This is a genomic window from Brevibacillus sp. MER 51, from assembly GCF_023714195.1.
In the GTDB taxonomy this organism is placed as follows: Bacteria; Bacillota; Bacilli; order Brevibacillales; family Brevibacillaceae; genus Brevibacillus.
This window is the reverse complement of the sequence record NZ_JAMAUS010000001.1, coordinates 446168-459818: the sequence shown is the minus strand read 5'-3', so window position 1 is coordinate 459818 and position 13651 is coordinate 446168. Positions and strand designations below refer to the sequence as shown.

Annotated in this window: 14 protein-coding genes; 5 read left to right on the top strand and 9 right to left on the bottom strand. The window is 45.3% G+C overall.

Annotated features, from left to right (window positions below):
• Positions 1-364: 364 nt before the first annotated feature.
• From M3630_RS01600 to M3630_RS01585, 4 genes are all read right to left on the bottom strand, one after another.
• A complete protein-coding gene (locus M3630_RS01600; protein WP_251250996.1) occupies positions 365-1066 on the bottom strand; it encodes a LutC/YkgG family protein in 702 nt (233 codons plus the stop codon).
• Positions 1053-2552 (bottom strand): LutB/LldF family L-lactate oxidation iron-sulfur protein, encoded by a 1500-nt coding sequence (locus M3630_RS01595; RefSeq protein WP_251250995.1) that lies wholly within the window; start codon positions 2550-2552, stop codon positions 1053-1055. The genes M3630_RS01600 and M3630_RS01595 overlap by 14 nt, the downstream gene beginning before the upstream one ends.
• Positions 2549-3280 (bottom strand): (Fe-S)-binding protein, encoded by a 732-nt coding sequence (locus M3630_RS01590; protein WP_251250994.1) that lies wholly within the window; start codon positions 3278-3280, stop codon positions 2549-2551. The genes M3630_RS01595 and M3630_RS01590 overlap by 4 nt, the downstream gene beginning before the upstream one ends.
• 100 nt (positions 3281-3380) lie before the next feature.
• On the bottom strand, positions 3381-4082 hold the full coding sequence (locus M3630_RS01585; RefSeq protein WP_251250993.1) for a FadR/GntR family transcriptional regulator: 702 nt from the start codon (positions 4080-4082) through the stop codon (positions 3381-3383).
• Between the two features lie 345 nt (positions 4083-4427).
• Here M3630_RS01585 and M3630_RS01580 point away from each other — a divergent pair, with 345 nt between their 5' ends.
• Complete coding sequence (locus tag M3630_RS01580; RefSeq protein WP_251250992.1) at positions 4428-6125, top strand: L-lactate permease; 1698 nt, start codon at positions 4428-4430, stop codon at positions 6123-6125.
• A gap of 236 nt (positions 6126-6361) precedes the next feature.
• Here the strand turns inward: M3630_RS01580 and M3630_RS01575 are convergent, their stop codons facing one another.
• On the bottom strand, positions 6362-7279 hold the full coding sequence (locus tag M3630_RS01575; protein WP_251250991.1) for an acetamidase/formamidase family protein: 918 nt from the start codon (positions 7277-7279) through the stop codon (positions 6362-6364).
• Positions 7280-7744: 465 nt separating this feature from the next.
• On the opposite strand from M3630_RS01575, the gene M3630_RS01570 reads away from it, so the two are divergent.
• Positions 7745-8206, top strand: a complete 462-nt coding sequence (locus M3630_RS01570) for an EVE domain-containing protein (protein ID WP_221868493.1) — start codon at positions 7745-7747, stop codon at positions 8204-8206.
• A 233-nt stretch (positions 8207-8439) separates the two neighbouring features.
• Here the strand turns inward: M3630_RS01570 and M3630_RS31085 are convergent, their stop codons facing one another.
• Genes M3630_RS31085 through M3630_RS31080 form a run of 3 tightly spaced genes read right to left on the bottom strand, consistent with a single transcriptional unit; the run spans position 8440 to position 9193 of the window.
• Entirely contained in the window at positions 8440-8685 is a 246-nt protein-coding gene (locus M3630_RS31085) for a Ger(x)C family spore germination C-terminal domain-containing protein (protein WP_353057209.1), read from the bottom strand.
• On the bottom strand, positions 8666-8809 hold the full coding sequence (locus M3630_RS01565) for a Ger(x)C family spore germination C-terminal domain-containing protein (RefSeq protein ID WP_285860083.1): 144 nt from the start codon (positions 8807-8809) through the stop codon (positions 8666-8668). The genes M3630_RS31085 and M3630_RS01565 overlap by 20 nt, the downstream gene beginning before the upstream one ends.
• Positions 8810-8815: 6 nt before the next feature.
• The gene (locus M3630_RS31080) at positions 8816-9193 is read right to left on the bottom strand and encodes a spore germination protein (protein ID WP_353057208.1); all 378 of its coding nucleotides are present in this window, start codon (positions 9191-9193) and stop codon (positions 8816-8818) included.
• Between the two features lie 228 nt (positions 9194-9421).
• On the opposite strand from M3630_RS31080, the gene M3630_RS01560 reads away from it, so the two are divergent.
• The 3 genes from M3630_RS01560 to M3630_RS01550 all read left to right on the top strand — a co-directional run bounded on the left by M3630_RS01560 (position 9422) and on the right by M3630_RS01550 (position 12284).
• Positions 9422-10282: an MBL fold metallo-hydrolase gene (locus M3630_RS01560; RefSeq protein ID WP_251250989.1), complete on the top strand. Its 861-nt coding sequence runs from the start codon at positions 9422-9424 to the stop codon at positions 10280-10282.
• A gap of 379 nt (positions 10283-10661) precedes the next feature.
• The gene (locus M3630_RS01555; protein ID WP_251250988.1) at positions 10662-11303 is read left to right on the top strand and encodes a hypothetical protein; all 642 of its coding nucleotides are present in this window, start codon (positions 10662-10664) and stop codon (positions 11301-11303) included.
• 81 nt (positions 11304-11384) lie between these two features.
• Entirely contained in the window at positions 11385-12284 is a 900-nt protein-coding gene (locus tag M3630_RS01550; protein ID WP_251250987.1) for a DUF4261 domain-containing protein, read from the top strand.
• Positions 12285-12405: 121 nt separating this feature from the next.
• Here the strand turns inward: M3630_RS01550 and M3630_RS01545 are convergent, their stop codons facing one another.
• A complete protein-coding gene (locus tag M3630_RS01545) occupies positions 12406-13641 on the bottom strand; it encodes a hypothetical protein (protein ID WP_251250986.1) in 1236 nt (411 codons plus the stop codon).
• Between the last annotated feature and the right edge of the window lie 10 nt (positions 13642-13651).

The window sequence follows — 13651 nt, the reverse complement described above, 5'->3', positions numbered from 1 at the left end:
AAAAAGAGCGGTTCATCCCTCATGAATACGGAACCGAAGTCGTAATTTTTTCTAATTTGATCCTACCTATGCTTTTTCATATCTTTGTTAACGCTTGGTTGTGGGGAACAAACGTGATGAGAGAGGAGAGCTCGCACGCAAAAGGAGGTGTACTATATACAAAAGCACTGAATATTCCATTTACAGGTAATCGTCAACAGCTTTTATGATACTCCTACAGGTGGAGAAAACCTTCTAATTCAGAAAAGTAGCTTAGAGATTAATGGGAGCATGATAGAAAAGGGGGAGGCGAACCTCCACCCTTCTGGTGGTTCGAACGATGGTGGCCAGTTGAAATCCATCGGACATTCGTATGTGATTCCGTTTATCCTTTGGTCTCTTCTTCAAGGATAAGTGCGTGAACAATTCCTGGACCATGAACGCCAATAGTTAAGTCGTTCTCAATATCGGCGGAACGGCTGGGACCGGAAATAAAGTGAACGCCCGCAGGCATTTTGACGTCATTCCATTTGTTGATTTCCTGTAGAGCTTCACCCATACGTGTTTTTATATTTTCAGTTCGAATGACAGCCATAAAAATGGTGGGCAAAAGGCTTAGAGAGCGGCCTTTTGCCGCTGCCGAAGTCATCACGACTGTCCCAGTATGGGCAATGGCAAAATCTGCAATAGAAATCCCAATATCTGCATGAGCCGCTTTGCTCAGCAAGTCAGGTTCTTCCTGTTTTCTCCATATTGTCATATCAATACCGTTAAATGAGCTGTCCAGGTACATGCTTTGAAAAAGGGCGTGGTCTTCGTGAATAATTCGTTTGGCTTCAAACGTTTGGACTACCTCAGCGATATATGAGCAAAGAGCTTCTGGAGAAGAAAAGCGTTTAGCGACTCCACCAAGCTGCTCCCAATTTTTAATAAATAGGTCTATTCTTTCATCAGAGCTGAGCTGGTACATTTTCCAGAAGTCCGGAACACCGCGAACGGGTTGTGGGGGAGGAGTGGTCATCCGGCTTCTGCCTAACCGATTTGCAATCGTGTTGAAGAATTGTACTTCTTTTTCACTGTGATTCATGTGTATTCCCCCGTTTTTTCAGGATGTCGGCTAGACGCTCTTTCATTTCCTGACCCATTTCCTGCCATTCAAATTGAAGTTCAGTGTCAAGCGCTTTCCATGTATCCCGGAAGGAGTGTTGGGCAAGTTTTGGTGCGTAACGATAGGTATTCCAACCTTTTAAAGGTCCGATTTTGGCTGTGATCACTCCACCTTTGACAAAAGGCTTTTGTCCCAGTTGGCTGATTCGAAGAATTCGACGGAACAGCCTGTGGTTGGAAGAAATAAATTTAAAGGCTTTCATTCCCAGTTGTTCCGCTTTCTTTGTCAAAGCTTCTTCCACATTTCGTCTGCGTTGATAGACGAGCATATCATGTAGCGGTATTTTAACGGGACAGGCTTCATAGCAGGCTCCGCACAGACTGGATGCATTTGCCAATTCCTTGTCTTCATGCAGGAGAGGAGTCAGTACGGCGCCAATCGGACCACTGTACACCCAACCATACGCATGTCCGCCTACATGTCGATAGACAGGGCAAGCATTTAGACAGGCTCCGCAGCGGATGCAGTTTAAAACCTCTTGAAATTCGGGATCTCCCAGCTGCTTTGAACGGCCGTTATCAATAATCACTACATGTAACTCCTCAGGTCCGTCGGAGTCATCTGAGCGACGCGGCCCATTTATCAGCGACATGTATACGGTCAGATTTTGCCCTGTAGCGGCACGCGGCAGCAAGGTAGCCATTACCTCAAGGTCTTCCAAAGAGGGAATGATTCTTTCCATGCCCATGAAGGTGATCTGTGTTTTAGGAACCGTGGATACCATGCGGGCATTTCCTTCATTGGAAAACAATGTGATGGAGCCTGTTTCCGCGATAGCAAAGTTGCATCCGGTCATCCCAATCTCGGCCTCAAGGAATTTCTCCCGCAGCTTGGAACGGGCAAAGCCTGCAAGAACAGCAGTATCTGCTGGTAAGCGCTTTTCAGCCACGTTTGAAAATAGCTCTGCTACTTGCTCCTTGTTTTTGTGAATGGCGGGAATGATTATATGGGAGGGAGTCTCACCGGCGAGTTGAATAATATATTCTCCCAAGTCCGTTTCTACCACTTCGATTCCGTGTTGTTCAAACACTTGATTAATATGCACTTCTTCAGAAAGCATCGATTTTGATTTGACAACGGATCGAGTATGTTTTTCTTTCACGATTTTCATTGTGATTTCAATAGCTTCTTTGGCATCAGAGGCGAAATGTACATGCCCACCTAACGCGCGCACATTATTTATGAACAGCGACAGATAGTAGTCTAAATGTGCAATTGTATGCAGGCGGATTTGCCGTCCTTGTTCACGCCACTCTTCCCAGTTGCCCAACTCGTCAGTTGCTGTAACTTTGTTTGTTCTTAGTCTTTCTGTTGTGAATTTTACGGCATTTCGCAAAAAATTATCGTTTAGTGCAGTTTGTGCACGTTCATTTAAAGTTGCGGTTGAGGATGCTTTTGCGCTCATACCCCTTTCACTCCTTCATACAATAGCTCTGCCAGATGCATTACGCGAATCGGATGTCCCTCATGGTGCAAACGTCCGGAGATATTTGTTAGGCAGCCCATATCAAGGCCGACCAGGACCTCTGCATTGGTTTCCAGCACATGTTCTGCTTTTTCTGTAACCATCGCACCGGAGATGTCGGAGACCTTTATGGCAAAAGTTCCTCCGAATCCGCAGCAATCCTCCGCGAAAGGAAGGGGCACAAACTCCAAACCTTTTACCTGGGAGAGCAGAATATGAGGCTCGTCTTTTACGCCAAGTAAACGGCTACCGTGGCAGGAGGGATGATAGGTGACGCGGTGGGGGAAGAGGGCACCAATATCGGTCACCCCGAGCACATGAACAAGAAACTGCGAGAACTCATAGCTTTTACCAATGAGATCATGAGCAAGTGCCAGATATTTCGGATCTTCTTTAAAAAGAGTAGGGTAGTGGTGATGAATCATCCCGATACAAGAACCGGATGGAGCAACCACAAAATCGCTGTCTGCGAATGTATGAATAATTGTTTTTGCTCCTTCTCTAGCGGTATCCCAATACCCGCTGTTAAAAGCTGGTTGGCCGCAGCACACTTGCCGTTCGGGAAAATCCAGCTTGATGCCATACCTAGCCAGAAGTCGTGCCATTGCTTCGCCCACTTCAGGATAAAAAGCATCCGATAGACAGGTAATAAACATTGATACTTTCATTCATCCAGCTTCCTTTCGAATTTATTAGGCACCATGATCTATCCAAATATATGATCATGATGTCATCTGATGACTTGTTTAAAAAAGAAAATGCTTGATCTTAATCAAACATTTCTTTTTCTACGCCAAGCAGGTGGTAGAGCATGGATTCTTCGGCTCTTTTGGAATTTTTGTTAGCGATAGCCTTGAAAATTTCCTTGTGTTCAGCCAGGAGCCGTTCCGGATTTCCTTTCGTTTGAAACATTTTTTCGCGGCTTGCTTTTAATGCCTTGCTCATGGTCTCAGATATGGATTGCATGATTGATTCCAGAACCGAGTTATGACATGCTTTGGCGATTTCGTAATGAAATTTCCAGTCGGCCTTTTCTCCCAAATCTCCATTTGAAACTGCTGCTTCCATTTCCTTCAATGCATCATCGATACGTTGCAAATCTTCATCAGACCGTCTCTCGGCGGCTAGTTGAACGATTCCCGTCTCAATGATCTTCCGAACCTCCAAGAGTGACATGATGTCTTGTTCCGTGACAGGTTGAATCGGTTCAAATCCAGACAATACCTCTTCTGGATTTAAGCGGGTGACAAACGTACCTTCACCCTGACGAATGGTCACAAGACCCATCGTTTTGAGTGCACTGATTGCCTCTCGCATGGTTGACTGACCGACTCCAAAAAGGTCGCTGAATTCGCGAAGAGAAGGGAGTCGATCTCCAGGTTTGTAAACGCCATTGATAATTTGATCTTTGATATAGTCAGATACTTCTTCGTACGTTTTGCGTACTTTGAATTGTGGCACCGCTTTCATTCTGCATTCACCCTTTACTTTCTTAGGGTCATCTGATGAGTTCATCCTACCTGAATTGTCAGTTATTTGTCAAGGCTGCATCCTTTCTGGCATAGGTTACGAGGGAAAGGGTACATAATTCAACTTTTAAAACAACTAGTTTCGAATATTCAAAAAATACTTGTCAAAAAAAACAAGGGTACATATAATGAGAACTGTCGAAAAGAAGACATCAGATGACCATATCAGATGGTGACACTTTGACTGTCTGGTAAATACAAGTTCGTAAGGGGGATATCAAGCCATTTTACATTTAAAATTCCGAAACCGCTTTCAAATAAAAAGAATAAAAAAGAGGTGGAAACCATGACATGGACGCAAGTTTTTACTCCGGTTGGGGGGAGTCTCGTAATCTCTGCGCTTGTTGCGCTTATTCCCATTCTTTATTTTTTCTGGGCGCTTGCGATCAAACGTATGAAGGGCTATATGGCAGGGCTGACCACTTTACTGATGGTGATCCTAGTTGCTGTATTGGTATATCGCATGCCCGCGGGAATAGCGATAATGTCTTCGGTGCAAGGAGCCGTTTATGGTATTCTGCCCATCGGTTGGATCATCATTTCCTCCGTATTTTTGTACAAGCTCACGGTGAAAACAGGGCAATTTGATATTATCCGCAGCTCTGTCTTATCAATCACGGAAGACCGCCGTCTGCAGGCACTTCTTGTCGCCTTTTCTTTTGGAGCCTTTCTTGAAGGGGCAGCCGGTTTTGGCGCTCCTGTAGCGATTTCTGCTGCGCTTCTTGTCGGCTTGGGTTTTCATCCTTTGTATGCCGCGGGTCTTTGCTTAATCGCCAATACGGCACCCGTTGCTTTTGGTGCTATTGGAATTCCGATTATCGCCATGGAAGGTCCCACTGGCGTTCCAGCCATGGAAATATCCAAAATGGTCGGCCGCCAGCTGCCTATCCTATCTGTCTTTGTTCCCTTCTATCTGGTTGTAATCATGTCTGGATTTAAAAAGACTCTTGAAGTGCTTCCGGCGATCCTAGTTTCCGGCATTTCTTTCTCCTTGACACAATATTTGACATCTAATTTTATGGGGCCGGAGCTACCTGACATTTTATCTGCACTGGTTTCTTTGGTTGCGTTAACCTTGTTCTTAAAGGTTTGGAAACCGAAAACGATTTTCCGTTTTCCCTCGGAACAAGCAGCTACCGCGGAAGTAGCTGCCTCTGCACAAGCTATCAAGAAAAGCAAAGCTCTCTTTACAACCGGACAAGTTTTCAAGGCATGGTCTCCCTTCCTGGTATTGACCGCCTTTATCTCTATCTGGGGAATTCCAACTGTGAAAAAAGCGCTGGTCGGCAAATATGAAGGGGCTAACCTTTTATTTAACTGGCTCAATCCGATTGGGAAAGCATTGAGCTTCACGCCTGAGGTCCCTGGTCTGCATAATCTGATTATCGATGGGAATGGAAAACCGATTGCTGCTCTTTTCAAATTAGAAGTATTGGCAGCAGCCGGAACAGCGATATTGTTTGCCGCCATTGTTACCAAATTTATCGTTAGCATCCCTTGGAAAGATTGGCTTGCCACTTTTGGCGAGACATTGATCGAGCTGAAATTTCCGCTGCTCACGATTGCGACTGTTGTCGGTTTTGCCTATGTTGCAAACGCTTCCGGAATGAGTACCACACTGGGGATGGCGTTGGCGGGCACAGGTGCGTTATTTCCGTTCTTTTCTCCGTTCCTTGGCTGGTTAGGGGTGTTTATAACTGGCTCAGATACTTCTTCCAACCTGTTGTTTGGAAACCTGCAAAAAGTCACAGCAACATCAGTGGGAATGGAACCTGTGTTGGCCCTAGCAGCCAATACGAGCGGTGGGGTAGCGGGTAAAATGATTTCGCCGCAATCGATTGCCGTTGCCTGTGCTGCGGTAGGACTCGCCGGAAAAGAATCTGATTTATTCCGCTTTACGGTGAAACACAGTTTATTCTTGGTTGTAATAATCGGTATCATCACGTATTTACAGTCCAATTTACTGTCATGGATGGTTCCATAAAAAATAGCGGGTGCTGAAACAGCACTCGCTGTTTTTTGATCCGTTCCAGTTTAAGTTTAACCAGCCACGCGTTATTGGAATAGATTCAATTACTTTCCATTCGAAAAAATGATAGAGGCTCTAATTAAGTCTTCCAATATCAATTCCTCTGTCAATGACTACCGCCGTATGTGGACTGCATATATGGTGGTATGGGAAGAAGGGGGTTATCCGTCCTCTCTTAATCCTTGGGCGGACTAGGATTTGCGAACAGGTAAATAGGCTTTTGGAATTTTACAGACGACACTGTAAGCGGGATTGAACACGTTGGCCACCTCATATTCGACGACTTGGCCGAGCAGCAGGCTTGCTTCATTTACCGAGAGTCCATAGTCTTCGACTAGCAAGGAGAGCATTTCAGTAGTTGCGTGCTGGAGCGCTTGTTCGAGCGGTCTGGCGTTGCCGATGCAAGACAAGTGAGTGTCGGACTCCACCCTCGGCCATTTTATCGTCTTGCCCTTATGCACACGGACGGAAAAACGGACGTCTAACGATATTTCTATACCCGTGCCAACAATTTCGCCGCATCCCTGTGCCGCATGTCCATCGCCAAGATGAAAAAGCGCGCCTTCCGCAAACACTGGAAAGTAGACAGAGACACCGGCAACTAACGCTTTGTAGTCCATATTCCCGCCGTAATTGCCGCTTGTCGCCGATGATATGGCCTGATCTCGGGAAGGGGCTACACCGAAACAGCCGAGAAACGGACGAATCGGCAGGTTCAGGTATTCTAAACCGGGTGTCGGCTCCTCTAACCTCGCTATACCCTGCGCAGCATCCACCTGCCAGCGGACGATTTCCAGAGTGGGCAATGTTGTAGCTGTCAGCGGATCGACTACGTTAGGCGCAAGCACATTGGCTGTCCATCCCCAGTCCCGGTTTGGCGTCATCGATTCCAGCTTAACCTCCAACACATCACCTGGTTGTGCGCCTTCCACGTAGAAGGGACCCGTCATCGGATTTCCTCTGGGGGCAACGCTTTCTCCCATGTGATCCCATCCTCTTGCATCGATGGTAGATGTGATAACCGTGTCGCCGTCGTTTATAACCAGCGCCGGTTCATAAGAGCCGAAATTGATGTAATACCGTTGCGGTTGAAACGTATGTATGGCCATTTCATTCACTGCCTTTCCTGGAATGTTTGAAGTTAAATATCCGAATATTTGTTTATATTAATTCCTAGTATGGAGGATAAAATCCTTTCCGGTATCTTATCCAAGTTTTCTCGATGTAATATTGACTAGTGTCTAATACTTTATTTTCTTTTGACAGTAGCTATCTTGAAACACATTGTCGCTTGCTCATTCCTCTCCCATTTACAAGGTGATCGTAATAATCTTCAATAAATTCGGTTTTGTATTTGGAGAAAGTAGAACTAAAACCATTGGAAAAATGATAAAACGTTACTGACATACTGTTGTCAGTAACGTTTTTATATAGTCACGTTGAGATGATATATGAAGGAACATTTATGCCAAATACTATACGTTCTTGAAATGCACAATCGTCATCTATTCTGAAGACGAAACGTTGTAATTAGCAAAAACGTATAAATTTTAAAGAAGGAAGGGATAGGAACGATGCCGATCAAGGTAACAATCCAGAAAAGTCGCTACTGGATTGGAGTTGTATCTGCTTCACATGTAAAACGGGGGGTGCTGGGTGGATTCGCCCAGCTCTGCCATGGCAAGTCGGCACCGTTGCGTCGGATGTCTCCCGGTGATTGGTTGATATACTATTCTCCACGAACAGACTTGTCTAAGGGGGAAGTGCTTCAAGCATTTACCGCTATTGGACAAGTTGCAGATGACAAAATCTACGAATATCCGATGTCCGAATCCTTTGTGCCATATCGTCGGAATATCCGCTATATTCCGTGTCGCGAAGTGAAGATTGCCACTCTATTGGATCAGCTTACCTTCACGCGCGGGAATCGAAATTGGGGATATCACTTCCGCTATGGTCACTTTGAAGTCGGTTTCGAAGATTTTCTGACGATTGCTGGCGCAATGCTTGGCGATGTGGAAGGTATCCACGAGTAGATAAGTGAATGGCAGCCGTTTTTTAGCGGCTGCCTCTTTCACCTCATTCCCAATCCCGAAACACTATATTTTAACAGGAACGTGTAGATACGCCTTCGCGAGGATTTTATCTTCGATCCCTGTGACATTGGACTCCAAAATGAAGTAAAACAGGACGGGGCTATCGTCAACAAAGCTGCCAAAACAGACTCGTAAGCATTAATCTAATAACCCGCTACCGGAAATCTTTACATCTACACTCCCAGTCCGTCATGATTAGCTTTTTGCATTTTTTGGAGGACAATTTTTGCTTGGTGGGTAAATTCCTTTGATAACCTTTGATTTATTTCTCTCAAAATGCGTTGTTCTCGTAGATGATCTTGTGCGTACTCATACGCAATAACATGCAAATTTACCCGAAGTTGTACGGTCATGTTTCGATTTTCTCCAACGATTATGTCCATTTTACTCTTTGCTCTTTTAACATCTAAATCGAGCAGTAGAAAATCGAGCAGTAGATTTCCCTTTTTTGCCTAGCATTAGCAAATATAAGATTGACTCGTCTTTATTTAACTCGCCACTCATACGATCACCGTCAAAAAGAGCAATCCCTTGCTTCCTCAAGAGCTTTTAGGCTACTCTCCCTTCCATCAAGTTGTTCACCACCCTCTCAGGCCTTTCAGTAGTAAGCAATTGAGGTAAAGGACTATATGATTTGCTTTCCAAATTTTCATCTACCATCCCTAAATATGCTACATTGTCAGCAGAAATGGAGCGAATCCTTTTATCGGCTTTCTGAATAAGTTTAGGGTTCGCAATATTTTGCAGGTATACTAAGGCTGTGCGACTTTTTGTATCTGTCCCAAGTTTATAATAGCGAATGACCAACTGCCGGCTCGCAATTCGCTTGCGGACCATCTGTAGATTCAGATTGATGTCTTCAATAAATCCCTCGTGCGGACCGCGTACGACTTTTTCTTTTTCAGGTTCATTGTTGGCACGCTTGATGACTGCACTACATTTTGCCTCTTTTGACTGATGTTCATAAGAATTTCTTCTGTTATCTCTTTCTCTGTTTCTAAGAGGGGAGTGATGATTTTGTCAGAGATTTTTGTATCGCAGGGGTATCTACAAAAACGCATGGTAACACTGGCGTTTTTGTTTGTGCGAGGAGGTACTGGTGTGTGATAACATGGAAAATATTTCTGTTGGCGTATTTGGAAAGGGGAGAAGGAAATGTCCACGATCGAACAGATTACCGAACATATCTTGATTATGCATGCAAGTCATGACACGGATCGCCCCATCCTAGCAGCCATTACGGGGGCAAGAAAAACCCTCTTGATCGATGCTGGAAATTCACCGGCGCATGCCGCGTTGTTTCGTCAGGAGTTGCAAAGGCTAGGTGTTCGTCTTCCAGATCTGCTCATACTGACTCATTGGCACTGGGATCATACATTTGGAATGTCAACATGGGATCTACCTACCATCGCGCAGGCAAAAACCGCAGATTCATTGAGTAAGCTGATGGGGCTGGAATGGTCGGATGAAGTCATGGAACAGCTCTGTAAGGAGAAGATCATCAATGCCAGCACGATGGCGAACATCAGAAAAGAGTACGGAATGAACCGGGACTTGATCCGAATAGTCGAGCCGGATATCCTATTCGATGAATCGATCACGATCGACCTGGGTGGCGTGACATGTCAGGTGAACCATGTCGGAGGTGATCATTCGGAAGATTCGTGCTATGTGTACGTAAAAGAAGATCAAACGCTGTTCCTAGGAGATGCCTTGGGTCCCTCTGTCTATGGAGGACCGCGCAGTTATACAGCCTCCTGTTTTCTGCGCCTGTTGAAGCAAGCGTATCAGTCTGAAGCAATCCTTTTCGTGGAATCGCATGGTCGGCCATTGGACCGAGCTGCCTTTCAAAAGGAGCTCAGTGATTGGGAGCAGCTAGCTCGACTTACAGAGCAATACGGGCAAAGCAGAGAACGGATCGTAAGCGAGATGTGTACCTTTCTTCAGGTGTCAGAGCTTCCACATGAATTTTCAGAAGCTCTCGAATGGTTCATGGTAGGGGCTACCTACCAATGATCCGATTCATCGGGATGTACATGACAACCGCAACGTCACGGCGAAGATCGACACCGTGTAGCATCCTATAACCAACATGTTTCCATGGGCGTTGGATGTCGATACGTTGATTTGTGCGATATACTCGAATGGTTCAACGATGAAGTAGCACGAGGCATAACTGCTTTTAAGGTTTATATATTTGCGAGAAATGCAATTACCTGCTAAATGCCACCTATTTACATATGAAATCAGAATCCGATACTTATAAGAACAGCTATGATTATCCCTGATGTACAGAGAAAATGCAGTCAAAGCCTATCAATGAGAAGCTCTTAGATAAGGGCGAGTATTTAGACGGGTTATTGACAGTATCTTGGGAATGAAAGGAGAATCTAACATGAGCATTTGGCCTAAGCCTTTCTTGGAGCCCGAAGTATTAAAACAGCGTCTGCTTATCCTGAGCGCACTGGATATTGTATTGTGTGAAGAGGAGTGGCTGCGCAGATATCAGTTCGATCCGCAATGGGATGAAAACACGACATTCGCGAGCGTTAGCAACGGTTCAGGCGACGATCTTTACATCCTGTTCACCCCTGAGGGCGTTATTGTAAAAGGATTCGATCATGAATCGGAAATGAGTCCACATGCCAGGGAAGAATACGAAGTCTGGCCTGGTATCTATGAGCAAATCCCTCCTGCTTTGCTTCATCGACTCGATGACGAAGCGTTAACCAAGGAGGAAGTTACATTTTGCCTTTGGCGAGAATCTACCGATCACGTATGGAAAACGGGAAACGTACATAATCCGCAAGGGCTGGATGACGGATCAGATTTTTTGCTTGGGATGATATATGATCATCCAGAAGACTATGTAGAGTGGGCGGAGGCCTACTACGAGGTGAAGGTCCCACTTGATGTAGTTGGTCATGTATTTACGAATACTTCCATCACTAAAGAAATGATGATGGGGCTGAATCCAGAAGTTGATCTGGAAATGGCGATGAAGGAGCTTCAAGCAATCGGTTTTGCCGTTACATAAAGGACGCCATGACTCATAAAACCACATTGGAAAGAAGATGACGATATGCCAAAAGGTATGTATTCTCAAGGAGTTGCCGTCTTGCTGTCAACGGCGGTTCCGATTCACAAAATAGCAGATATGCTCAAAAATCAATTCGAAATTGCGAACATCCTGGAAACGTTCGACCAATGGGTGTTTAGCGGCCCTAGCTTGCTTATTCCGTATCGTCCAGAAGTAAACGGATATATTCAGGTCGATGTCGTCGATAAGCCTTGGCCGGATGCAATGGGAGACCCGGCAGAAGATACGATGCTGTTTGGCGCTTGGTCGATGGGCTTTTTCGGACCGTTTACGTTCTCGAATAGCCTGGAGCGGGCAGCTCAGCAGTCGTGGGGATATCCCGAAGGGCGGCAAGCCGCATCTGAGCACGGAGCGTTTATCCGTATTCGCTCTTCTTTCGTGCTAGGGGAGTCGGACGATCAGGCTCCTGTGCTGCCTGAAGATTATGAAGCGCTCCCGGAGTTGATGACGGTCACTGCCATCGCTGAGTCGCTGTTGAAAATGCCAGAAGCCCTTTGCTTTTTTAATCCGAATGGGGAGTGCGTCGCGTCTGCCGAGCTGATGCAAGAGCTGAATCAACGTTATGAGCAAATCCAGCTCCTTCCGCTGGAGCTATGGTCCAATGTCCGGTTGTTCAATCTTCCAGAGGGATGGCTCTTGATGGATACCGTCGGCATGCAGCAGTTGGATGTGATCGATCATGAGGCGGTATTTAATGGGGATGCCTACGATCCGAATGAGGTCGCGAGTTTCTTGCGCAATATATCGAACTATGTATACGAGAATGGTCCTGTTATCAATGACGGCGATACAACCGATGGGCCGGGGGATGAAATTTGGAAGTGTGTCTTGTTGGAGGAAGGGTTGGCAAGCCCTCCGCGTGATGTGCTTCGCTGGTATCCGTTAGATGGAAGGGAAAAGCCTGCTGGATTGGAATAATCACTTAGGAGTACTAGGAACTTAATAGGAAAAAGCACGACCATCCCCCTGTTTCAGGAGAGTGTCGTGCTTTTATTTGTTAGTATGAGAATTTAAGAGAAGTCAGGCTCACTGTACCTGCTTATTTGATAATCTCCTCATAGATCAGCTTGCCGTCATGCATATACACGCCAATCTTTTTGGTCCCCGAGATGGTGTACTCGATGGCGACTGTCTCATTCGTAGGAGTGATCAGCAATTGATGTGGAAAGTTGAAGCTTTGATTGTTAGCTGTGTTCGTTATGATCTGGGAATCAGTATGAAACAATTGTCCCGTCTGCTTGAGCTCTTTCATTAGTTCTGGCTTATTTAGCACATATTGTTGCGGTGAGACGACTTTATCTGCCGCATTAATTTTGGTAAAGGTATATTGCTTGTTGGTTTTCGTCACAGCGACAAAGTGACCATCGGATGTCGGGTGGATAAACGCATACTTTTTGGAAACTATGAGTCCCTTTTTATTCATTAGCACATAAAATTCTTCGTTCCCCAGCTTGCCTGAGACAATAAATGCTCCACTGTGCATATTCGATTCGACTTTATAGTTACGAGAAGGCTTCAGCATAATTTTGCCTTCATTGCTGATAAAATGCGTCTGTCCATTTATTTTTACTCGATGCCAGCCTTCACCATACCCGAAATATTCATCGAAAAATGGCTTGCTCAGTATTTTTCCGTGAATAGTTCGCATGCCCATCTTGTAGTATTCGTTCCCTTTTGCGTCTTTTACCATTTCACCATAGGGCAAGTAGTACGGATCAAACGTTTTCGTAGTCCGTTCGGCTAAGTAGAATGGATGATCCGCGTCGGGAAACTTCTTGGTAATTTCCCCTGTTTTGGCATTGTACAGATACGGCAGGTTTCCCGGATAGTCCGTGCCCGTAAACCATTCCCCATGTATCTGCTTGAGAGAGCCAACATCGCAACAGGTAATCATTTTCTTAACATTGCCCTGCTTATCGTAGAGGTAATAGTCCATATGCTTAAAAAAACCAGTATCAAAAAAATAACCGTACCCATTTTGGAGCGGGTACACCTCACTTTTATAGGGGGGCACAATGCTTTTTAATACTTTTCCAGACGTTGAAACCAAAGACATCGTGTACTGCGTTGGGGGTGAATCGCGCTTGTAAAGTGGTTGCTTCGTGAAAAGAAAGAATGGCTCTGTCAAATGAGACGGTATTTGCAGGTTTTGATACACCACTGGCAATTCCGGTAATCTTGATGAGTCTTGCTGCTCTTCGGCCTTGATTGGAGAAGTTGAGAAGAAGGTGAGTAACAGAACGAGCATGGTTTTTAATAGGGTAAAAAATTTCACGATAGGAATT

Bases quoted from the DNA above. Each gene is read 5' to 3' on its own strand.
- M3630_RS01600 (WP_251250996.1), bottom strand. From the start codon at position 1,066: ATGAATCACAGTGAAAAAGAAGTACAATTCTTCAACACGATTGCAAAT.
- M3630_RS01595 (WP_251250995.1), bottom strand. From the start codon at position 2,552: ATGAGCGCAAAAGCATCCTCAACCGCAACTTTAAATGAACGTGCACAA.
- M3630_RS01590 (WP_251250994.1), bottom strand. From the start codon at position 3,280: ATGAAAGTATCAATGTTTATTACCTGTCTATCGGATGCTTTTTATCCT.
- M3630_RS01585 (WP_251250993.1), bottom strand. From the start codon at position 4,082: ATGAAAGCGGTGCCACAATTCAAAGTACGCAAAACGTACGAAGAAGTA.
- M3630_RS01580 (WP_251250992.1), top strand. From the start codon at position 4,428: ATGACATGGACGCAAGTTTTTACTCCGGTTGGGGGGAGTCTCGTAATC.
- M3630_RS01575 (WP_251250991.1), bottom strand. From the start codon at position 7,279: ATGGCCATACATACGTTTCAACCGCAACGGTATTACATCAATTTCGGC.
- M3630_RS01570 (WP_221868493.1), top strand. From the start codon at position 7,745: ATGCCGATCAAGGTAACAATCCAGAAAAGTCGCTACTGGATTGGAGTT.
- M3630_RS01560 (WP_251250989.1), top strand. From the start codon at position 9,422: ATGTCCACGATCGAACAGATTACCGAACATATCTTGATTATGCATGCA.
- M3630_RS01555 (WP_251250988.1), top strand. From the start codon at position 10,662: ATGAGCATTTGGCCTAAGCCTTTCTTGGAGCCCGAAGTATTAAAACAG.